The following is a 20442-nucleotide window of genomic DNA, read 5'->3' as shown; positions in this document are numbered from 1 at the left end:
GTGAGGGCTGTGTCCAATAAATCCAAGGACGCTGACCCCAAGCAACCGGATTCCTCGTTCATTCAGTTCGACGATGCAAAGCAACAGGGCGCCGCTTCGGCGGCGTCCGCCCCTCGACGGAAGGCGCTCCTTGGCGTCCTGACTGCCGCGTGCACCATTCTGATCGTCGTCTCGCTGGGCTTTGTCCATCCCTCCGAGAGTGGCGCCTGGTCCATTGACTGGATCATTCAGACCGTGACGGGGGAGAGCGTCATCACCAAGGACACCAAGGGGTCTGGCTCGACTACGACTTCGGGCGAGGCCAGTTCCGAGGGCTCCAAGTCATCGAATGGTGCAAAAGACGAGTCTAAGGGTTCGAATGACGGCAAGGACGATTCCGAGTCTTCGGACAAGGAATCGGACAAAAAATCGGATAGCAAGAAGTCCGATGGTCAGAACGGCAAGAAGTCTGGAGATAAATCCGCTGCCCAGAATACGGGAGCCGGCGATACTTCCAATGTGTCTGGTGGTGCTTCTTCGGGCGGCGGTCAGTCGTCCGATGGAGCCTCCAGCTCTAATGGCGGAAGCGCTCCCTCGGGCGGCCAGGGCGGCTCGCAGGAGTCCAACTACGTAACGGTGACGGTTTCGGTCACATCGAGCGCCGTGGGCAATCCTGTGTCCTCTGGCGGCACCTTTACCTTTAACGAAGGCGCTACCGTCTACGATGCCCTGTGCGCGCTGGGCCTTTCTGTTAATGCCGAAAACTCGCCTCTTTATCACGGCGTATACGTGAAGGCAATTGGTGGGCTTGCCGAGTATGAACACGGCGGCACTAGTGGCTGGTGTTATTCCGTCAATGGCTCACAACCCATGACCGCCTGCAGTAACTACGTTCTCTCCAATGGTGACAACGTAGTCTGGTATTACGTTACAGGCTAGAGACCTCGACATAGCGCGCCAGACGGGCGGTTCGGACAAACATCCGGGCCGCCCTTTTTTCATGCGAATTGGACGGGGTCGCCTGAGATCTCGGTAAACAAAAAACCGATTGGAACGGGAATTCCAACCGGTTATACATTCAAGCAAATAGTGAATCGACTACGACCGTGCGCCCTCGAGGAAGAAGCGGCGGCTAAAGTAGTTGTACCAGGTGACGAGGAACGTTGCGATGGCCTTCATGGCCTGGTAGCCGATGCTCAAAAACGTGACGCCCACAAACATGTACAGGTCGTTGAGACCCAGACCAATCACCGACAGGATGGTGAAGATCGTGAACTCGCGCTTGCGGCTCATGCCCTCGCGATGGTCGAACACGTACTTCATGCTGAGCCAATAGTTAACCACGACGGACGTGGTAAACGAGACCGTCGTGCTCATCAAAAAGTCGAGGTGGAACAGCTCGACGAGCGCAATAAGCATGCCCCAGTCGATGCCAAAGGAGATAAGACCCACGACAGCGAACTTGAGGAACTGCTTGGTATGAGGTTGTGCCAGTGCCTTGCGCACGTAATCACATCCAATGCGTTGACGAATCGAGCAACGAGTTACTTTAGAGCTTTTGAATGGGAAACGTAAGGTCTTTGGAAAGAACTATACGAACTCGCCAAATTTTCAAGAGCTAATCCGCAAACGTTGAAAATTTGCCCGTAAACGAACGATGCCCACGGGCGATACTGTGCTGAGCGCGCATTGTCCGTGGGCATCGTAAGGCCGTAAGGTTGCGAGTTACTTGGTCTCGTCGCCCTCCAGGAAGATCTTTCGGGTCACAAAGTTGTAGACCATGACAAGCGCGGTGGCGCAGATCTTGGCGATATTGGCCTCGAGCCCCAGACCGGCGTTGAGCGCCAGCACGATGCCGTCGTTGAGCACCAAACCGATCACGGACAGCACGACAAAGATAATGAACTCGCGGCGGCGGCTCATGCCTTCCTTGTGCGCAAACACGTACTTCATGCTGGCGACGTAATTAAAGATGAGCGAGACGATAAAGCCGCTGGTGTTGGCGATTAGGATGTTGAGGCCCAGACCGTAGTGGAGCAGATTCATAATGCCAAAGTCGATAACCGTGGCAATGACACCGACGACGCCAAATTTCATGATCTGCGCAAGGAGCTTTTGCATGGTACCTGCCTTAAGCTGGCGCCGAAGCGCCGCGGGGATGACAAACTCAGCAAGTTTAGCCAATCCCCGCGGGTGGTGCTAGGCGCGCTCCTCGATAGCACCGTTTCTATATGCATCGAGCAGCTGACGCAGGTCCTGGATTTGGCTGCGGATCTTGGCGCCAGTATCGGTGTCGCTCACCATGCGGCGACGGTCTGCTTGGTCAAAACGGTTGGTCTCGCTTTCGATGTCCACGTTGCGCGTGAGTGCCTCGGCAACCGTCGTAAAGGCCCGGTGCGACTTGAGGCGGCAGCCGCGCGAGCTCGAGATGAGCGTATAGCCGGCGATACCCGTCTTGGGATGGTAAGCGCGGCAGAAGCCGCCATCGATGACCAGCAGCTTGCCCTCGGCGCGGATGGGCTGCTCGCCCTTGGTGGTTTTAACGGGCGCATGGCCGTTGATGATGTGGCCGGTCGGTGAACATGCCATGGGCGTGACGCCAAACTCGCGCATGATGTCGTCGCAGACCGAGGGCGACTTGGTAAGCGTAAAGTACGGGTCCATCGGCTCGACCCAGGTGCTCGTATCGGCGATATAGGCGCGCTCAAAGGTACGCACCAGGCGTCCGCTGGCGGGTGAGTTAAAGCCAATCCACAGGTACCACATCCAGTCGAGGGCGTCGCGGTCGCCCACGCGCCAGGCGCGGCGGGCGATGTGGTCGCAAAAATCGAGATAATCGCGGCCAGCGTGCCAGGTGCCCAGGCAGTTCATGCTGCTAAAGGTGCCGTCTTCGTTGAGCGGCACGCAGCCATGGAAGAGCAGATTGCCGTTGGCGACCTTGTATATCGAGCCGTGGGAATAGAGGAAATCGATATGGCGATGCAGGTGATCGGCGGTGACAAACTCGGACACGAGCTTGTCGATGATGTGCTGCTCCTGAGACGTGAGCGTGTAGGGGTCTGCCGGGTCGACGGTGGGGAAGTCGTTGGTCGTGAGCGGCCACACGCTGCCGTCGGCGAGCGTGACCGTGCCGGTGTCGTGTTCGATCTTGTCGAGTAACAGGCGGTCGGTCATGTCGAACTCGGGGTGGCGCTGGATAATCTGGCCCTCGAGCTTAAAGAGCAGCACATTGATGGCCTTGATCAGCGGGGTGATGGACTCACCGGCGGTGTAGGTGGCATCGGCAAAGGCGACGAGCTCGCGCAGCGAGATGCCGTAGTCGTTCTCGAGGATCTCGTAATTGTCGTAGCGCAGGTTGTTGCGCAGCACCGTGGCGATGCAGGCGGGCTCACCGGCCGCAGCGCCCATCCACAGCAGGTCGTGGTTGCCCCACTGGATGTCGAGCGAATGATAGGTGAGCAGGCGGTCCATAATCTTGGCAGCGCCGCCACCGCGGTCGAAGATATCGCCCACCAGGTGCAGGTGGTCGACGGCCAGGCGCTTGATGAGCGAGGCGAGCGACTCGATAAAGTCGTCGGCGCTTGCGGTCTCTAGGATGGACTCCACGATGCGCTCGTGATAGCGCACACGATAGTTGTTCTCGTCCGGATGCGTGTGCAGCAGCTCGTCGATGATGTAGGCGTAATCGCGCGGGATGGCCTTGCGCACCTTGGAGCGCGTATAGCGGCTCGAAAGCGAGCGGGCAACCACAATGAGTTGGTCGAGCATTGTCTTGTACCAGGTGGGGGAGTCCTCGCGCTGGCTGCGGACCAGCTCAATCTTCTCGCGCGGGTAGTAGATGAGCGTGCACAGCTCGCCCTTTTCGTCAAAGGTGAGCGTGTCGCCAAAGATCTCGTCGACATGTTCGCGCACGACGCCCGAGCAGTTGTTGAGGATGTGCATAAAGGCTTCGTACTCGCCGTGCACGTCGCTCATAAAATGCTCGGTGCCTTTGGGCAGGTTGAGAATGGCCGAGAGATTGATGATTTCGGTAAACGCGGATTGCTCGGTGGGAAATTGTCTCGACAGCAGACGCAGATACTTAAAGTCTTGCGGATTGCGATCGAATGCGACCATGAAACACCTTCCGATATGGTTGGTAAAACTGATAAAACAGCGTCAAACGTTTACCAGTATGCGCCGGCTTTGTTTCGATTTTGCGCCGGCGGCTGAATTGTCAGCTGAACGGTTTGCTAAATCGATTTAGTTGAGGTTGATGTGTCGGTTAAGTGGAGACGAAAGGAGGTGATTTTGCCCATGCTGGCCCATGGCGGGGATGGGGATGTTGATGATAAAGATATTCAATGCCAATGGTTCGAATTGGTAAATAGTGGACATTTGTATCGTATTTAGGCTTGCTGTGCAATAATTTGCGTAGCAATACTTAAGGAGCCTCATATGAGTGATTTTGTCCTGACCTGTGAATCCGCCGCCGATCGAACCCGTGAGTTCTTTGCGTCGCGCAATATCCCTGTCGTGTGTTTCCATTACGAGATTGATGGTGTTGTCCATGCGGACGATCTGTACCAGTCGATTTCACCGGACGAGTTTTTTGCCCAGATTGCCGCGGGTGCCATGCCCAAGACGTCTCAGGTGAGCGTGGGTGAGTACGAGGAGTTTTGGGAGCCGTTTGTTGCCGAGGGTAAAGACGTGCTGCACCTTACGTTGTCGTCGGGTATTTCGGGCACGTATGGATCGGCCTGCGTTGCGGCGCAGATGCTCGCGGATCGCTATCCCCAGGGCGGCAAGGTGCGCGTCATCGATTCGCTGGGGGCGTCTTCGGGCTTTGGCCTATTGCTGGAATATGCTGCCGACGTGCGCGATAGCGGCGCTTCGCTCGACGAGACGGCCGCTTGGATTGAGGAGCATAAACTCAACCTGCACCACTGGTTCTTCTCGACCGATCTGTCGAGCTACCTGCGCGGCGGTCGCATTTCGGCCGCGAGCGCGATTATCGGCACGGCGCTTAAGATTTGCCCACTTATGACGGTCGATTACGAAGGTGGGCTGTCGCCACGTGAGAAGATTCGCACTAAGAAGCGCGCGATTTCCGAGATGGCTAAGACCATGATGGCACACGTGCAGGACGGTGCGGATTATTCGGGTAAGTGCGTCTTGTCCCATTCGGCGTGCCGTGAGGATGCCGAGGCCGTTGCGGCGCTGATTGAGGAACAAGTTCCGCAGCTCAAAGGCAAGATTGAGATCAACAATATCGGTGCTCTGATCGGTTCGCACACCGGACCTGGTACGGTGGCGCTCTTCTTTATGGGCGACAAGCGCGTGGATTAATTTGCCCCATCACGTCGCCGCATGATTGCTCAAACGAAAACGGCCCGCCTCACGTTTGTGGGGCGGGCCTTGCTGTTGGGGGTTAGTGTTTCTTGCCGCGGAAGAAGAAGCCATGCAGTGACGGCTTGAGTCCACGGCTGGCGCGATGCTCCTCGACGCGCTCGTGGATCGAAGCGACGCGCTCGATGACTTCGTCGGGAATCGGCACGTCGGGATTCATGTTCTCGACCTGACTGACCTCGGCGGCGGCGACCTGGTCGATAATGGGCACATCGTCGCGCGAGATGACGGGCGTGGCGTCTTCTTTCATCTTGCGGTAGCGCTGCATCATGTCGGTCTGCAGCTGCTGGGCCGAAGGCGGTGTCCAGATGATGGCGTTGGCGCCGGCGGCGATGGTTTCACGGATGCTCTCGGGTGTTTTGCCGCCCGGTGCGATGAGCGGCAGGTTGGGATAGTGTTCACGCAGTTCACGCAGGACCTGTGGCGTGTTCTTGCCGGCCGCGATGTTGAGAATCTTGGCTCCGGCGCGCACTTTGGCATGCGCATCATCGTCGCAACGTACGACCGTGGCGATGACGGGGATGTCGGCGATGTTGGTGATGTGCTCGACCATCTCGGCAGTGGCGGGGGAGTTGACCACGCAGCCCGCCGCGCCCTGCATCTCGGAGACGGCTGCCATCTGTACGGAGCGCTTACCGGTCGTAGTCCCGCCGCCCACGCCTACAAAGACCGGGCACTCGGCGACGGTCAACAGCGCCTGCGTAATGGCCGGCTGAGGCGTGAAGGGGTAAACGGCAAAGACGGCATCGGCGTTGGAGTTGCGGATGACCGCGACGTCGGTGGTGTAGATAAGCGACTTGATACGACGACCGAAGAGCGTAAAGCCGCTGGCCTCCTCGATCTCGTCGGGCATGCGGAGGGCCGCCTTTCGCAAACGCCCGTCGATGGGCAGCGGCTCCATGGGGAGCAGTCCGTTGGGGGTCACGGCTACCTGGGGCTCGGTGAACTCGTCTGCGAGCTCAACCTCGGAGAAATCGACCGAGGCGACGATGTCCTCGTGAACCTCGGCGGGTACATCGATGGGAGCTTGGTCGTTTGTCGCGGCAGGCGTGTCGAAGGAGCTGGTGCCGACAAAGGCGTCGACGCGCTCGTTTAGGTCGTTGAGGGTATCCATGGATCCTCGATTCTATGCGATGGTGGTCGGCAGGGTGCCGGCAGCGTTGTGCTTGCTAAATCGTTTGACGAGTTGATTTTTCCCCGCCGCGCCATCCGTTAGACCGAAGGGCCGGCGAACGTGAAGGAGCTGTGGTGGCGGGTATTGAGGTGCTATCTTGAATGTCCCGTTTAAAAGAGAGGTGACGCGGAATGGAATTAACAGCAATGTTGGGCTCGATTGGCCTGTGTGTGGGCGCAATCGTAGCCGCCGCGGTCATCTACTTGGTGGTCACGGCCATTAAGGGCAAAAGAGCCGAGCGCAAGGAGCGCGAGGCACTTAAGCAGCACCGTGACCAGCAGGACAAGCGCGCGCGGAGATAGTTTGTTGAGTTTTGAATCCGTGCGCTAGCTGCGTTTTCGGATCAGGGCGATGTAGAAGCCCTCAAAGTCGCGGCTGGGCGGAATGGTCAGCGTGCCGGGCATTCCGTTGGCGACGGACGAGACATGGCCGGCGGCGATGGCCTCGGTGAGGGCGTTGCTCTCGACGCGCGGCTCTTCGCAAGCTTCCTGAGCACGGCGCGTTTCACTTTCGCTCGGCGTGCCGTCGAGGGGGATAAGCTCGCAGTCCATGTGCTTGTCGAGGGCCTCTTGCAGGGCGTCCTCGTTTTCCTGCGGCATAATCGAACAAGTCGAATAGACGAGCGTGCCGCCCGGTTTGAGGGCCCCCATGGCGCGGTCCAGAAGTGCTCGCTGCGAGCGGGCGCACTTGCCGAGCAACTGCTCGGTTAGGCCGCGCAGACTCTTCTCGTTGCCGCTGATGACGGTGCCCGTGCCGGTGCAGGGGGCGTCGAGCAGGATACGGTCAAAGCGGAAGAACTCGTCGAGCTCGCGTGCGTCGATGCACATGACGGGCACGTTTTTTGCGCCTTGGCGGTGGAGGTTGGCTTCGAGCTTTTCGGCGCGGGGAATGCTCATCTCGCAGGCCGTGAGGTGTGCCTGGCCCTGGGTGAGGGCGGCGATCTGCGTCGTCTTGCCACCGGGGGCCGCGCACATGTCCAGGATGTCCTCGCCTGCCTGGGCGTCCAGGACCAACGGCGGCATCATGGATGACAGGCTCTGCAGATAGATCTTGCCGTCGCGGTAGATGTCGAGGTCCCATAGATCGGAAACCTGGGCCTCGGGCAGGATGAAGGCATCCTGGTACCATGCGACGGCGCGGTGCGCGATACCGGCCTCGTCGAGTGCGGCGGCGATGTCTTCGGCGGTCGCCTTGAGGGTGTTGGCGCGCAGTGTGACTGGGCGTGTCGCCGCGGCGCCAAAGCCCTCGGTCATGAGCTGAGCATCGGTGGGGGCATAGGCACCGGCGACCGTGTCGACCATAAAGCGCGGCAGGTCGGCGGCGGAGTGTTGGGCGGCAAGCTGGTCGGAAAGCTCGGTGGCGGCAAACTGCCTAAGCTTGAGCTCGGGCTTAACCTGCTTTTTCTGCTTACGACGACGCGGCTTGGACATCCGTCTTTCCTTCCCGTCCCAAATTGATTACTTTCCGGGCACGCCGCTACTGGCGTGCTTTAGTACTGGCTCTCGTGTTTGCTGAAGAAGTCGAAGCGCGGGGGCAGCGGCTTTACGCGGTGCTCGCCAGGCTTCTCGCCCAGGCTCTCAACAAACTCGTCCGTGGAGGCGAAGATGTTGTCCCAGCTAAAGAAGGCGACCGGGTCGACGTCGAAGTACTCGCAGATGAGCTCGCAGCCGGCCGGGACGATGCCGTGCATGAGCACGGTCGCCACACGCAGCTCGGTAAAGGCGTCGACGAGGGCCTGCGTCATCGCTGCATTGGCCGGCTTGCCCTCGAGCTTGTTGGCGGCCTTGGAGGCATCGCTCCAGCGCTTGTTGGCGGCGCGCAGGTAGTCGTCGCACACGGCGAGCGCGCGGTGCGTCTCGAACTTGTACATGGCCTGCTCAAAGGCGAGAGCTGCCTGCTCGGCGGCTTCGACCACAGTGGCGGAGGCGGCGCCGGCCGGAATGCAACCGTTGCGATGGGGGCTCTCGTCGCCCTCCTTGACGGCGACGCCGTAGAAGCAGCTGCGGGCCAGGCGGTTGAACACGCCGGTCAAAAGGGCGCTCTCCTTAAGGGCCGGATCGATGACGCGCTTGTCGTCGCAGGCACGCACCTCGTTGCCGTCCTTGTCCTTGCCGGTCACGCGGGTGTCGTATGCCTTGGGGCTAAAGCTCACCGGCTTCTCGGACAGGCCGAGCGACAGCCAGTGCGCACGCATCTGCTCGCAGGTGTAGTGGTTGAGCAGGTCGTCTGCCGGCGGGGGAGGCGTCTGCGAGGACGAGCTCGCCTTTTTGCCCATGTAGAGCAGGTGATAGCAGGCGCTGACGGTGCTCTGCGTAAGGTCCCAACCCAGGGCTTCCCACATGGCGGTCTGCGCGATGCAGTAGAAGTAGATGTTGTCTTGGCCGATGAACTGGTAGATCTGTGCGTCATCCGAGCACCACCAGTCGCGCCAGTCGAGCGAGCTGTGCTGGTAGGTGGGCGCGGGGACCTGCGTGGAATCGGCGGCGGGCTCGCCCATGAGGGCGGCATCCTGGGCGGCGACGCCCTCGGTCACGCCGGCGGCCTTGGCATCGCGTGCGAGCACGGTGCGGGTGTAGCTGATGGGCGCCCACAGGCTCTCAGGCCAGCACCAGCAGGTGACGTCGTTCACGCCGTCGACCTCGGGCACCGGAACGCCCCAGTCGATGTTGCCGGTGATGCGGAAGGGCACGAGCGCCTTGCCGCTGCGGAAGCGCACGCCGCCGTTGGCGAGTACCGCGTGGGCGTCGTCGCGCTCCTTCCAGCTGGGGAAGGTAACGGTAAAGCTGCTCTTGTTGCCCTCGGGCTCCAGCACGGTGTGCTCGGGCAGCTGGTCCTCGACGGCATCGAAGGCCTCGCGGAACTTGTTCTGGATGTAGAGCTGAGCCGGCAGCAGCCACTCCTCCATAGTCTTGGAGACCACGGAGCGAACCTGCGGGTTCTGGGCGAGCTTGGCGGTGTAGGTCTTCATAAAGTCGAGGTAGGCGGGCAGGTCGAAGTAGAGGTTGTCGACCGGGCGCAGCTCGGGCACCTCGCCGGTGAGCTGGCTCTTGGGCGCGATGAGCTCCTCGGGCTCAAACTGGTGACCTAGGTCGCACTCGTCGGCGTACGCCTTCTCGGACTTGCAGCCCTGGATGGGGCAGCGGCCGATCACCTGGCGACCGTTGAGGAACGTGCCGGCCTTGGCGTCGTAGAACTGCAGGGTAGAGCGCTTGGAGATGGTGCCCTGTTCGTGCAGGCGCTCGATAATTTCGGCGGTCACCTCGTTGTGGATCTGCGCAGCCGGTTCAAGGCCTGAGCCGCCGTAGATATCGCAGCTGATGTTGTAGTTGTTGAGGGTCGCGGCCTGGCGGGAGTGGTTGGACTCGACGTACTCGCTAATGGACTTGTCGTAGTCCTCGTTCTCCTTGAGCTTGCGGTAGCTCTCCATGATGGGCGAGCCGTAGCAGTCAGTGCCCGAGGTGAAGATGACGTTCTCGCGGCCCAGACGGTCGCGCAGGAAGCGGGCGAAGAAGTCGGCCGGGACAAAGACGCCGCCAACGTGGCCAAAGTGAAGGCCCTTGTTGCCGTAGGGCTCGCCGGCGGTAACGATGGCGCGGCGAGGCCAGCTGGGACGGTCGTTCATGGAGTATTTGGATGCCATGGGACTCCTTCGCATATGGTGAGAGCGCGTCCGGGCGCAAGGCCTGGCGACGCGGTGGTCAATTCGTGCATATCGTTCGACATTATCGCACATGCGGGCGGGTGCGTGACGGGGGCGCTATCCTAAGATGCTATGAATGAGATTTCCAACATACATGCGTTTGAGGACGAGGATTTTCTGCACGCTTGCTTCGTGTGGGGGATGGTCGTGCTTGGCGCATTTGCTGTGTGCCTGGTGCCGGTGTTTATGCTGTTGGGCGGGCCCGCGGACCTGGATGCGGCCGACGCGGGCGGCTGGATGGCGGTCTTGGGCTGGATAGTCGGCTTGGCGGTCGTCTCTGCGGCGTCGTTTGTCGTGCACGAGCTGGTTCACGGTGTGTTCTTTAAGTTGTTTGCGCCCGCCGGTGCGCATGTGACCTTTGGGGCAAATCTCGAAACCTGCATGATTTATGCCTGCGCCGAGGGCGTTGTGTATTCGCGCCGGCGGTACATGCTCATTTGCCTGGCGCCGACGGTTGTTTTGACGGCGGCGTTTGCCTTGGGGTTTGCATGCTCGGGTTATCCGCTGCTGTGCTACTTGGCAGCTGGTCTGCACCTGTCGGGCTGTGTGGGCGACTGGTATTACGTGCGGACCATCCTGCGCGACCGCCGCATTGTCGCCTGTGAGGACACATCCTTTGGCGTGCGCTTTTTCGCAAGGTAGTCTTTTTGGATGATTTTTCTGGGACGGGGATTAAAAAATCATTGCAGGGGAGGAGATGCTGATGAAGCCGTTGCTGCTGCACGCCTGCTGTGCGCCGTGCTCGCTTGAGCCGGTCCGCCTGCTGCGCGAGGAGGGGTTTGAACCCACAATTTGCTGGACCAACCCCAATATTCAGCCGCGCGATGAATGGCAGCGCCGCCTGGACGAGCTGCGCCGGTGGTGTGCCGACGGCGGCATCGAGCTCATTGAGGCGGGCGAGGACCGCGAGCGCTGGGAGACCGGTGTGGCACCGCTGGGCGCCGATCGACCCCGTCGCTGTCGCGCGTGCTACGCCTTGCGCTTGGCCGAGGCGTGCCGCGTGGCCCAGGAGCGCGGGTTTGAGTTTGTGGGCACGACGCTCGCCGTCTCGCCGTATCAGCTGTTCAATACCTGCAATGACGTGCTTGAGCGCTTGGCGGCGGCACATGGGCTCACCCCGGTGATTCGCGATTTTCGCCCGTATTACCCCGAGGCGACACGCCGTTCGCGCGAGCTTGGCATGTATCGGCAGAACTACTGTGGTTGCCGCTTCTCGGCTGTCGAGGCGGCCATGGACCGCGCCCGTATCCGCGACGAGCGCAAAGCTGCCAAAAAGTAGTTCTTTTGGGACGTCAGCCTGCTAGGATGTAGAGCGGACTTTATCTATATAAGGAGTATCCGACGTGTCTATGCGTACCGATGATTTTGACTATAACCTGCCTGAAGAGCTCATCGCCCAGGCGCCTGCCGAGCCGCGTGACTCCTGCCGCCTGCTGGTGGTGGATCGCAAGGGCTCCCAGGCAGGAACGCCGCTGGAGCATGGCGGCACCGTCGAGCACCGCATCTTCCGCGACATCATCGACTATATCGAGCCGGGCGATGTGCTCGTCATCAACAAGACGCGCGTGATGCCGGCCCGTCTAATCGGTCGCAAGACGGGCTCGGGTGGCGTGGTCGAGACGCTGCTGCTTAAGCGCCGCGAGGATGTTGATCCGCTGGGCCATGTTTGGGAGTGCCTGGTCAAGCCGGGCAAGCGTCTGAAGCCCGGTGCCCAGATTGAGTATCGCGCCGGTGGCGCCCATGCGCCCGAGGGGGCTCCCGTGGTACTGACGGCCGAGGTCGTCGACTTTGTCACCGATAGCCGCGGCGGTCGACTGGTGCGTTTTGAGCCGGCCGGTTGCAATGCCGACGGCGACCCGCGCACGCTCGACGAGGCCATCCATGCTGCCGGTCACGTGCCGCTGCCGCCCTACATTACCGATTACGAGGGCGATCCCGAGAAGTATCAGACCGTCTACGCCATGAAGGAGGAGCACTCGGCTGCCGCTCCTACGGCGGGCCTCCACTTTACGCCCGAGCTCATGGCCGCTATCGAGGCCAAGGGCGCGAAGTTTGCCGCCGTTGAGCTCGAGGTGGGTATCGATACCTTCCGTCTGGTGGAGGAGGACGACCCCACGCAGCACGTCATGCACACCGAGCGCTACCACGTGTCGCAGGAGGTGGTCGACGCCGTGCATAAGGCTAAGGCCGAGGGGCACCGCGTGATCGCCGTTGGTACCACCGCAGTACGCTCGCTCGAGAGCGCGTTTGACGCTGGGGCGCCGGTGTCCGATCCGGCCGTGACGGCGCGCTATTTTGAAGGCCGCGAGGACGGCGCCGACACGCTCGGCCGCGGCGACATCGTGGTGCGCGAGAACGCGACGACGCAGCTCTACCTCATGCCTGGCTCGACCTATCACGTGGTCGACGCGCTGATCACGAACTTCCACGTGCCGCGCTCTACGCTCATGATGCTCGTGAGCGCGCTGGCCACCCGCGACCAGATCATGGATGCCTACGCCGCCGCCATCGAGGAGCGCTACCGCTTCTTCAGCTTTGGCGACGCCATGCTCATTCAGTAGGTTACGGCGTTTTCCAAACGCCGTAACCGGTCGACGCTGCAAACGCCCCTAAGCGGCAATCTGACGTTCAATCGTCGGGCATGACCAGAAGGTCAATGCCCTCCTCTTTCACGTCACCTTGCTCGCTTAGGGGCGTTTTCGCTGACTTCGCCAAAACATTGGCGTTGCCGTGGTTCAACCTGCCAAAAAGGGACAGGTTTATTTTGGCAGGTTTTATCTGGGCAAACGTTGTTGGCGCAATGGGGACTGGTTTATATGCACCAAGTTGGTGCAAAGTAGCCTGACCCCTTTGCACCAGTTAAAAAGTTGCGGTGAGATAGTTCTTGAATTGGCCTTTTTGAGGGTTAAACAGGAACTATCTCACCGCAACTGCGTTGGGGCGTTTTTTGCCAACTGGTTTACTTGCTCGCAAACAGCCAGATTGCGATGATCACCAGGATTGCGGCGATGATGCAGACGATGGCTCCGGTGAATTTGACGCGTGAGTCGCGGGTACGCTTGCGCACGTCGTCTTCGGCGGCCTCGAGTTGGGCAACTTCGCGCTCGGTCTCGGTATGCTCGGCCTTGTCGCGTGCCAAGGACCCGGCGAGCGATTCGGTGATTTCGGGATGGTCATGCACCTCGGTCGCCTGCTCGATAATCGACTGCGCATGCGCGGCATCTGCCCGGGCGTTTGCGATGGCCTGCTCTTGCTCGCGGCGTGCCTTGTCCTGCGCGGTGATCTTTTCGCGCAGCTCGCGCTGACGCGTCGCGGCGGCAGTTTTTGCGGACTGCAGCTCGTCGCGCGCGGCATCTGCCTCGGCCGTTACGGCCTGGTGCGCGCGTTTAGCGTCGGCGATGGGAGCCTGTGCCTGCTCGACGGCCTGCTCGGCGGCGGCAAGTGAATGCTCAAGATCGGCGGTCACGCGCGGAATGTCTTCCTCGGCCTTGCGGAGGGCGTCGGCAGCGTCGGAGATTTGCATAGACAGCTCGCTGGTGCGCACGGTGTAATTGGCGGGATTTGCCGAAGGGTTGCGCTGTAGCTCGGCATACTCGCGACGCAAGGTCTCGAGCTGTGCGCGCGTAGCATCGGCAGTTTGTCGTGCGGCGGCGACACCGGTATCGCGCTCAGCCTTCACTTTGTCGCGGATGCGCTTGGAATCTTCGAGTCGACGAACCAGGCGGTTGCCGGTCTCGCGTGAACTCGCCTCGCGGGCTTCCGCGGCGTCGAGTGCAGCCTTCAGGCGGAGTTCGGTCGCATCGTCCTCTGCTTTCATTTGCTCGAGCTGGCCCTTGAGCTCCGTCGCTTTGGCGGCATGGGCATCACGGTTAATTTCAGCTGCCGCAGCGGTCTTTTGTGCCGTGGCGATTGCCTGGCGCTGGTCGGCGATGATCTGATCGTAGCGGCCTGCGATGTCCTGGCGCGTCTCGAGCTCCTCTGCCTGGTCGGCGATGCGCTGCTCAAGCTCGGACAGGTGGGCGCGGGCATCGGCGAGTGCCTTCTTTGCGGCGTTCATCTCGCGCATGGCCGACGCGCCCTGGGCGATAAAAGTGCCCACGGCGTTAGCGGTGTTTGAGACGGCGCTCCCCAGGTCGCGGCTCGTGGCGGGGGCATGCGAGGTGGTCGGGTGCGCGGCCTCGGCGGCATTCGTATCGGCAGTCTGCGGCGCGGCGATATTGCCGGTGCCGCCTTCGATCACGGAAAAGCCCGCTGCGTGCGGGTCGACCGCGTCGGTGCCGATCGTGGGGTGCTCGAGTTGCAGGAACGAGGGCATGGTGCTGCCCTGGTCGGCAACCGGGGTCTCGCCGGGCACAAACGTCGAGGCGGCCTCGGCAGCTTCCTCTTCCTCGGCGTCGACATCGGCATCGGCGACAGCGTCCTTCATCGCTTTGACGGCATCCATCATGGAGTCCATGACGGCGTCGAGCTCTTCTTCCGAAGACACCTCGATGGGGCCTGCTGCTTGCGGAGCGGCGTCCTTTTCGGGGACGTCGTCCTGAGCGGCCGAATCGTCGTTTTGCTCGTCGGCATCTTCGGCCGCAGGGATTTCCGTCGCAGCGCCGTTATCCAGAGTGGCGTCGTCGACGTCGGTATCATTGCAGGTCGCAGCGTCAGTATCTGCGGCGACGTCTGCTGAATCATCAATATGCTGTTGAGTCTGGGGGTCCAGCTCGTCTGTCATAGGCATGTGCTCCTCATCGTTGTTCGTCACCCTATGATAAAGTCTCGCGCCGACATCCCGCGCGCCGCAGCAAAGTTCCAAAACGTGTTCGATGGCTCGTGTCGATAGCAAAAATTCGGCCACTTTATCCAGTTTGTACTTGACAATCCCTTCGCCGAAAGACGTTATGCCGTTCGCCTACCGAGGCCTTTTCTATTCACTTGAACCCGCTAAAGTTGCATTTCAGCTTTTGGCGCGTGAAGTTGGATGCGCGCAGTCGACGGGCGGGCCCGTCGCGATTTGAAAGGACTTTGTATGGGACTTTTCACTGGTAAGACCGTGATCGTCACCGGCGGCGGCAAGGCCACGCTCAAGGACGGCTCCGCTGGCTCCATCGGCTACGGCATCGATATCGCCTTTGCCAAGGAGGGCGCGAACCTCGTCATCACCGGCCGCAACGTCGCCAAGCTCGAGGCCGCCAAGGAGTCTCTCGAGGCTGAGTACGGCGTCAAGGTTCTTCCTGTTCAGGCCGATGTCTCCGCCGGCCAGGACAACGAGGCCGTCGTACAGAACGTTATCGACAAGGCGATTGAGGAGTTCGGTCGCATCGACGCCGTCGTTAACAACGCTCAGGCCAGCGCCTCGGGTGTGACCATCGCCGACCACACTATGGACCAGTTCAACCTGGCCATTTACTCTGGCTTGTATGCCACCTACCTGTACATGCAGAAGGCCTATCCGCACCTGAAGGAGACCAAGGGTTCCGTGGTCAACTTTGCTTCGGGCGCCGGCCTGTTTGGCAACTATGGCCAGTGCAGCTATGCTGCCGCCAAGGAGGGCATCCGCGGCCTGACTCGCGTCGCCGCCAACGAGTGGGGCAAGGACGGCATCAACGTCAACATCGTTTGCCCGCTTGCCTGGACTGCTGCGCTCGAGAACTTCCAGGATGCCTATCCCGAGGCGTTCAAGGCCAACGTCCACATGCCGCCGGCGGGCCACTACGGCGACGTCGAGAAGGAGATCGGCCGCGTGGTCGTTCAGCTCTGCGGCCCCGACTTTAAGTATATGAACGGCGAGACTGTCACCCTCGAGGGCGGCATGGGCCAGCGGCCGTAGGGGTTACGCGGTTTTACCAAACCGCGTAACCAGTTGACGCTGCAAACCCGCCAGAGCGGCAATCTGCCTTTCAACTTCGGCGGCATGACCAGAAGGTCAATGCCGCCTCGTTTCAAGGCACCTTGCTCGCTCTGGCGGGTTTTCGCTGTCGTTGCCAAAGCATCGGCGTTGCCTTGGTTGTCTAAGAGTTCGCACAGATGCTCTGCCGAATGAGCGTGGATAATCTCCCATTTTTGGCCTGTGTTTTGGGCAAAAGTGGGAGATTATCCACGCTCATGCGTCGAGCGTCCAAAAATCCACGCTCATTGGCCGTGTCCCTGCCACGCCGCCCTTTGCGCCAGTTTCTGTCGAGTCGGTGCGGTTCGATGGTTGCTCGTATAATGGTCTGCGTATGAACCGCAACCAAGGAGTTCCAGTTTATGGACCAGAGCCTCTTTAAATTCGACCTGATCGCCGAGGATCCGACGACGCACGCGCGCGCCGGCGTGCTGCACACCCCGCACGGTGACATCGAGACACCGATTTTTATGCCCGTGGGCACCAAGGCAAACGTCAAGGGCATCCCCACCGAGACCGTCAAGCAGCTCGGTGCGCAGATCGTGCTTGCCAATACCTATCATCTGTCCATGCGTCCCGGTGAGGACACCATCGCCGAGCTGGGCGGACTGCACAAGTTTATGAACTGGCACGGCCCCATCCTCACCGACTCGGGCGGTTTCCAGGTCTTCAGCCACAACGACGCCGTCAAGCTCACCGACGAGGGCGTGCGCTTTATCGTCAATGACTACGACGGCCGCCACGTGTTCTGGACGCCCGAGGACAACATGGAAATCGCCATGAAGCTCGGCTCCGACATCTGCATGCAGCTCGACCAATGCCCCGGCTATCCTGCCACGCGTGCCTATGTCGAGCGCGCCGTGGAGCTGTCGAGTATGTGGGCCGAGCGCTGCTACAAGGCTCATACCCGTGATGACCAGGCACTCTTTGGCATCGTCCAGGGCGGCATGCATCTGGACCTGCGCCTGCGCTCGCTGCGCCATCTGGAGGAGTGCGGCGACTTCCCCGGTTACGGCATCGGCGGCTACTCGGTGGGCGAGGACCACGAGACCATGTTCGAGACGCTGGCGCCGCTGGTTTCCGAGTACATGCCCAAGCACAAGCCGCGCTACCTGATGGGCGTCGGCAACCCGACGACGCTCGTGCGCGGCGTTGGCGTGGGCATCGACATGTTCGACTGCGTGCTGCCGACGCGCACCGGCCGCATGGGTACGGCGTTCTCCAGCGAGGGTCGCCTTAACTTCCGCAACGCGCGCTTTGCGCACGACGACGGCCCCATCGACCCCACCTGCACCTGCCCGGTGTGCACGGGCGGCTACAGCCGCGCGCTCATCCGTCACATGGTCACGCAGAAGGAGATGCTCGGCGGTATTCTGCTGTCGATGCACAACATCTACTACCTGCTCAACCTTATGCAGCGTGCCCGTCAGGCCATTATCGAGGGCCGCTACGGCGCGTTTGTGAGCGACTGGATGAACAGCCCTGCGGCGGTGGATTACTAAGAGCGGCACGGGCGCTTGCAGAGCGCGGGCAACGGCAAGGGGCGAGCGCCGGCCGGTCATCACGTTCGATAACGCCGTGTGCGCGACCGCTGACCGATGCCTTGCAAGCGCTTTATGCTTCGTGGGTACCATACCGAATAGTTGATGTTCGGGCGGGTGTTTGGCGCATGGCGTCGACCCCGCCCGTTTTTTCTCGATAGGAGTACCCATGATTAAGAACGAGAATGTCGAGGGCGAGCCTGCCTACGACGAGACATATCGCCGCGGTCCCGTGGTCATGCGCGGCCCCATGATTCCTAAGGACAACACCTACGCCAACCTGCTGGCGCCCGAGGATTCGACCGACTGGTTGCATGCCGATCCGTGGCGCGTGCTGCGCATTCAGGCCGAGTTTGTCGATGGCTTCGGCGCGCTTGCCGAGCTCGGACCCGCAGTAACCATCTTCGGCAGCGCCCGCACGCCCAAGACCGATCCGCTCTACAAGGCGGCGCGCACAGTCGGCCGTAAGATTGCCCAGCGCGGCGTGGCGGTTATCACCGGCGGTGGTCCTGGTGTCATGGAAGCGGCTAATAAGGGGGCGGCGAGCGTCAATGGCAAGTCAGTTGGTTTGGGCATTGAGCTGCCGCACGAGCAGGGGCTCAACAAATACGTGAACCTTGGTATGGACTTCCGTTACTTCTTTGTGCGCAAGACCATGTTCGTCAAATACAGCTCGGGCGCTATTGTTTTTCCCGGTGGGTTTGGCACACTCGACGAGATGTTCGAGGTGCTCACGCTGGTGCAAACGCACAAGGTTAAGCGCATGCCGCTCGTGCTGGTAGGCAGCGAGTACTGGCAGGGCCTGTTCGACTGGCTCAACGGTCCGGTGATGGACGCCGGTATGATCAGCCCGCTCGATCCTGATCTGGTGCATATTACCGACGACCTCAACGAGGCCGTCGACATTGCCCTGAGCGGGCTGATGTAGGGTAGCTAACATGGGACGGGGCTAAAAAGACTGGTCTGAAACGTTTGATACCAGTCTTTTTAGCCCAGTCTCAAATGAACTGCTTCTAAGTTGCGGTGGAATAGGGATTGATTTGCGGCTGATAAGCCAAAAACAGTCCCTATTCCACCGCAAGTGGTAAAGGTGCCCCTAGTGGATGGGCTGGTAGCGGGGGCAGTAGCTGATGGCTATGGCGTCGACGCCTACGTGGGTGGCGATGGTACAGCCGATGGGGCCGGTGCCGGCGTCTACGTAGTTCTGGCCTGCGAGTGCTTGGTTGACGAGCTCCTGCTCTTCGGCGGCACCGGTCGTGAGCACGCGCACGCTCGAACCCGGGTGTTCAGCCAAAAACGCGAGGCAGTCGGCCATGGTGTTGGCGACGATGCGCTTGGCGCCGCGGCCCTTCTTGATGGCCTTGATCTCGCCCGACTGCCACTCCGGCGAAACGGCCAGGCGAATGTTGAGCATCTGCGTCAGCTGGCCGGCGAGCTTGGGCGCGCGGCCGTTCTTGACCAGGTTCTCGAGCGTGCGCGGAATCAGCAGCAGATGGGCGTCGGGCAGCGTCGCGCGGATCTGAGCCTCGGTCTCGTCCAGGCTGCGGCCGTCCTCGCGCATGGCGAGCGCGTACTCCACCAGCAGGCCCTCGGCGCCCGAGCCGGTGCGCGAATCGATGCAGCGCACGTCGAGCTCGTGGGTATCGGCTACCAGGCATGCATTGGAATAGCAAGCGGACCACTCGCTGCACAGTGAGATAAAGATGGCGCTGTCGTGGCCGTCGGCGCGTACGCGGTCAAAGAGTGCCTTGAACTCGCCGGCGCTCGGCTGCGAGGTGTGCGGCAGCTGCTCGGAGTCGGCCATGCGCGCGACGTATTCCTCGGCGGTAATCTGCACCTGGTCGAGCAGGTCCTCGCCCTCGATAATCACATGCAGCGGAATCACGTAAATGCCGAGCTCTTGAGCACGGGCGGGGGAGATGTCCGACGTGGAGTCGGTTATGATGGCAAAAGACATAATTGCACCTTTCGTTGGGGCGCTTGCGTGCCGCCTTCTGAGAGCAAAGTGCGACAAGTATAGTTGAGTCGCTCCACATTACTAGGTTCAATTGTTGAATAGTCAACAGTTTGAAGTGTCGGTGTGGAAATCGCCAACTGGGGAAGAGGGATATCGATGGCGGCATTACAGCTATGCGAGCGGCCGATTGTGCTGTTCGATTTTGACGGCACGGTGGCCGATACGGGTCGGGCGGTGATGACCTCGACGCACAAGACGCTTGCTGCGCGCGGGTTTTCGGAGGCGCAGATGGGTGACTTGCGCCGTATGATCGGGCCTCCGCTGTGGAAGAGCTTTCACGACTTTTATGGCTTTTCCCGCGAGGAGTCGCTTGTGGTGGCCGATGAGTACCGCGCCTTTTTTGATGAGCTGGGGCCGGAAGAGTACCCCGTGTTCGATGGGATCCCCGAGCTGCTGGATGGGTTGGCCGCCCAGGGCAAGCGTATGACCGTGGCGACGTCGCGCATGGAGGCGAAGTGCATCGACATGGTGCGTGAGCTGGGGCTTTGCCAGTTCGAAGCCGTGGTTGGCATGAATCCGCCGCTGGGACGCGAGACCAAGGCCGATTCGGTCCGCGATGCGCTGGCGGCTCTGGGCGCGACGGCCGACGAGGCCGTGATGGTCGGCGACCGCTTTAACGATGTGGAGGGCGCGCACGCGATGGGCGTGCCGTGCATCGGCATCTATTCGGGCGCGGCGGCGCCGGGGGAGCACGAGGCCGCGGGTGCCGATGCGGTGGTGCGCTCGGTGGCCGAGCTTGCTAAACTTTTCGCTATCTAATGACGTAAT

18 protein-coding genes are annotated in these 20442 nt (G+C 61.0%); 10 read left to right on the top strand and 8 right to left on the bottom strand.

Going from position 1 to position 20442, the window contains the following annotated elements:
- Positions 1-9 precede the first annotated feature (9 nt).
- Positions 10-918, top strand: a complete 909-nt coding sequence (locus tag KTF55_RS03730) for a DUF4430 domain-containing protein (protein WP_226790535.1) — start codon at positions 10-12, stop codon at positions 916-918.
- Positions 919-1077: 159 nt separating this feature from the next.
- Here KTF55_RS03730 and KTF55_RS03725 read toward each other — a convergent pair whose 3' ends face one another.
- The 3 genes from KTF55_RS03725 to KTF55_RS03715 form a co-directional block, all read right to left on the bottom strand.
- Complete coding sequence (locus KTF55_RS03725) at positions 1078-1485, bottom strand: GtrA family protein (RefSeq protein WP_055250894.1); 408 nt, start codon at positions 1483-1485, stop codon at positions 1078-1080.
- A gap of 219 nt (positions 1486-1704) precedes the next feature.
- Positions 1705-2100, bottom strand: a complete 396-nt coding sequence (locus tag KTF55_RS03720) for a GtrA family protein (RefSeq protein ID WP_117806353.1) — start codon at positions 2098-2100, stop codon at positions 1705-1707.
- A gap of 78 nt (positions 2101-2178) precedes the next feature.
- Positions 2179-4095, bottom strand: coding sequence for a fructose-1,6-bisphosphatase (locus KTF55_RS03715; RefSeq protein WP_217107984.1), 1917 nt, complete (start codon positions 4093-4095; stop codon positions 2179-2181).
- Between the two features lie 321 nt (positions 4096-4416).
- Here KTF55_RS03715 and KTF55_RS03710 point away from each other — a divergent pair, with 321 nt between their 5' ends.
- Complete coding sequence (locus tag KTF55_RS03710) at positions 4417-5307, top strand: DegV family protein (protein WP_217107983.1); 891 nt, start codon at positions 4417-4419, stop codon at positions 5305-5307.
- Between the two features lie 82 nt (positions 5308-5389).
- On the opposite strand, the gene KTF55_RS03705 is transcribed toward KTF55_RS03710, so the two are convergent.
- Complete coding sequence (locus KTF55_RS03705; RefSeq protein ID WP_217107982.1) at positions 5390-6481, bottom strand: hypothetical protein; 1092 nt, start codon at positions 6479-6481, stop codon at positions 5390-5392.
- 191 nt (positions 6482-6672) lie between these two features.
- On the opposite strand from KTF55_RS03705, the gene KTF55_RS03700 reads away from it, so the two are divergent.
- A complete protein-coding gene (locus tag KTF55_RS03700; RefSeq protein WP_217107981.1) occupies positions 6673-6843 on the top strand; it encodes a hypothetical protein in 171 nt (56 codons plus the stop codon).
- 24 nt (positions 6844-6867) lie between these two features.
- Here the strand turns inward: KTF55_RS03700 and KTF55_RS03695 are convergent, their stop codons facing one another.
- Positions 6868-7971, bottom strand: a complete 1104-nt coding sequence (locus KTF55_RS03695; RefSeq protein WP_217107980.1) for an RsmB/NOP family class I SAM-dependent RNA methyltransferase — start codon at positions 7969-7971, stop codon at positions 6868-6870.
- Positions 7972-8030: 59 nt separating this feature from the next.
- Positions 8031-10181 carry a class I tRNA ligase family protein gene (locus KTF55_RS03690; RefSeq protein WP_217107979.1) on the bottom strand — a complete coding sequence of 717 codons (2151 nt, stop codon included), beginning with the start codon at positions 10179-10181 and terminating at the stop codon, positions 8031-8033.
- Between the two features lie 132 nt (positions 10182-10313).
- Between KTF55_RS03690 and KTF55_RS03685 the strand changes: the two genes are divergently transcribed.
- From KTF55_RS03685 to queA, 3 genes are all read left to right on the top strand, one after another.
- Positions 10314-10883, top strand: coding sequence for a DUF3267 domain-containing protein (locus tag KTF55_RS03685; protein WP_217107978.1), 570 nt, complete (start codon positions 10314-10316; stop codon positions 10881-10883).
- A gap of 61 nt (positions 10884-10944) precedes the next feature.
- Entirely contained in the window at positions 10945-11520 is a 576-nt protein-coding gene (locus tag KTF55_RS03680; protein ID WP_217107977.1) for an epoxyqueuosine reductase QueH, read from the top strand.
- Between the two features lie 70 nt (positions 11521-11590).
- Entirely contained in the window at positions 11591-12802 is a 1212-nt protein-coding gene (gene queA / locus KTF55_RS03675; protein ID WP_217108059.1) for a tRNA preQ1(34) S-adenosylmethionine ribosyltransferase-isomerase QueA, read from the top strand.
- 398 nt (positions 12803-13200) lie between these two features.
- On the opposite strand, the gene KTF55_RS03670 is transcribed toward queA, so the two are convergent.
- The gene (locus tag KTF55_RS03670; protein WP_217107976.1) at positions 13201-14964 is read right to left on the bottom strand and encodes a hypothetical protein; all 1764 of its coding nucleotides are present in this window, start codon (positions 14962-14964) and stop codon (positions 13201-13203) included.
- A gap of 294 nt (positions 14965-15258) precedes the next feature.
- Between KTF55_RS03670 and KTF55_RS03665 the strand changes: the two genes are divergently transcribed.
- The 3 genes from KTF55_RS03665 (at position 15259) to KTF55_RS03655 (ending at position 18585) form a co-directional block, all read left to right on the top strand.
- Positions 15259-16059: an SDR family NAD(P)-dependent oxidoreductase gene (locus KTF55_RS03665; RefSeq protein WP_006235414.1), complete on the top strand. Its 801-nt coding sequence runs from the start codon at positions 15259-15261 to the stop codon at positions 16057-16059.
- A 419-nt stretch (positions 16060-16478) separates the two neighbouring features.
- On the top strand, positions 16479-17618 hold the full coding sequence (gene tgt / locus KTF55_RS03660) for a tRNA guanosine(34) transglycosylase Tgt (protein WP_055285790.1): 1140 nt from the start codon (positions 16479-16481) through the stop codon (positions 17616-17618).
- A gap of 208 nt (positions 17619-17826) precedes the next feature.
- Entirely contained in the window at positions 17827-18585 is a 759-nt protein-coding gene (locus KTF55_RS03655) for a TIGR00730 family Rossman fold protein (protein ID WP_217107975.1), read from the top strand.
- A gap of 168 nt (positions 18586-18753) precedes the next feature.
- Here KTF55_RS03655 and KTF55_RS03650 read toward each other — a convergent pair whose 3' ends face one another.
- Positions 18754-19614 carry a DegV family protein gene (locus KTF55_RS03650; RefSeq protein ID WP_217107974.1) on the bottom strand — a complete coding sequence of 287 codons (861 nt, stop codon included), beginning with the start codon at positions 19612-19614 and terminating at the stop codon, positions 18754-18756.
- A 156-nt stretch (positions 19615-19770) separates the two neighbouring features.
- Between KTF55_RS03650 and KTF55_RS03645 the strand changes: the two genes are divergently transcribed.
- The gene (locus KTF55_RS03645; protein WP_217107973.1) at positions 19771-20433 is read left to right on the top strand and encodes an HAD hydrolase-like protein; all 663 of its coding nucleotides are present in this window, start codon (positions 19771-19773) and stop codon (positions 20431-20433) included.
- The last annotated feature ends 9 nt before the right edge of the window (positions 20434-20442 follow it).

This window comes from Collinsella sp. MSK.8.10, assembly GCF_019041915.1.
GTDB lineage: Bacteria > Actinomycetota > Coriobacteriia > Coriobacteriales > Coriobacteriaceae > Collinsella.
This window is presented reverse-complemented; position numbering and strand designations above follow the sequence as displayed.

What these genes read in the sequence shown, in the direction of transcription:
- KTF55_RS03720 (WP_117806353.1), bottom strand. Translation starts at nt 2,100, where the DNA reads ATGCAAAAGCTCCTTGCGCAGATCATGAAATTTGGCGTCGTCGGTGTC.
- KTF55_RS03715 (WP_217107984.1), bottom strand. Translation starts at nt 4,095, where the DNA reads ATGGTCGCATTCGATCGCAATCCGCAAGACTTTAAGTATCTGCGTCTG.
- KTF55_RS03710 (WP_217107983.1), top strand. Translation starts at nt 4,417, where the DNA reads ATGAGTGATTTTGTCCTGACCTGTGAATCCGCCGCCGATCGAACCCGT.
- KTF55_RS03705 (WP_217107982.1), bottom strand. Translation starts at nt 6,481, where the DNA reads ATGGATACCCTCAACGACCTAAACGAGCGCGTCGACGCCTTTGTCGGC.
- KTF55_RS03700 (WP_217107981.1), top strand. Translation starts at nt 6,673, where the DNA reads ATGGAATTAACAGCAATGTTGGGCTCGATTGGCCTGTGTGTGGGCGCA.
- KTF55_RS03695 (WP_217107980.1), bottom strand. Translation starts at nt 7,971, where the DNA reads ATGTCCAAGCCGCGTCGTCGTAAGCAGAAAAAGCAGGTTAAGCCCGAG.
- KTF55_RS03690 (WP_217107979.1), bottom strand. Translation starts at nt 10,181, where the DNA reads ATGGCATCCAAATACTCCATGAACGACCGTCCCAGCTGGCCTCGCCGC.
- KTF55_RS03685 (WP_217107978.1), top strand. Translation starts at nt 10,314, where the DNA reads ATGAATGAGATTTCCAACATACATGCGTTTGAGGACGAGGATTTTCTG.
- KTF55_RS03680 (WP_217107977.1), top strand. Translation starts at nt 10,945, where the DNA reads ATGAAGCCGTTGCTGCTGCACGCCTGCTGTGCGCCGTGCTCGCTTGAG.
- queA (WP_217108059.1), top strand. Translation starts at nt 11,591, where the DNA reads ATGCGTACCGATGATTTTGACTATAACCTGCCTGAAGAGCTCATCGCC.
- KTF55_RS03670 (WP_217107976.1), bottom strand. Translation starts at nt 14,964, where the DNA reads ATGACAGACGAGCTGGACCCCCAGACTCAACAGCATATTGATGATTCA.
- KTF55_RS03665 (WP_006235414.1), top strand. Translation starts at nt 15,259, where the DNA reads ATGGGACTTTTCACTGGTAAGACCGTGATCGTCACCGGCGGCGGCAAG.
- tgt (WP_055285790.1), top strand. Translation starts at nt 16,479, where the DNA reads ATGGACCAGAGCCTCTTTAAATTCGACCTGATCGCCGAGGATCCGACG.
- KTF55_RS03655 (WP_217107975.1), top strand. Translation starts at nt 17,827, where the DNA reads ATGATTAAGAACGAGAATGTCGAGGGCGAGCCTGCCTACGACGAGACA.
- KTF55_RS03650 (WP_217107974.1), bottom strand. Translation starts at nt 19,614, where the DNA reads ATGTCTTTTGCCATCATAACCGACTCCACGTCGGACATCTCCCCCGCC.
- KTF55_RS03645 (WP_217107973.1), top strand. Translation starts at nt 19,771, where the DNA reads ATGGCGGCATTACAGCTATGCGAGCGGCCGATTGTGCTGTTCGATTTT.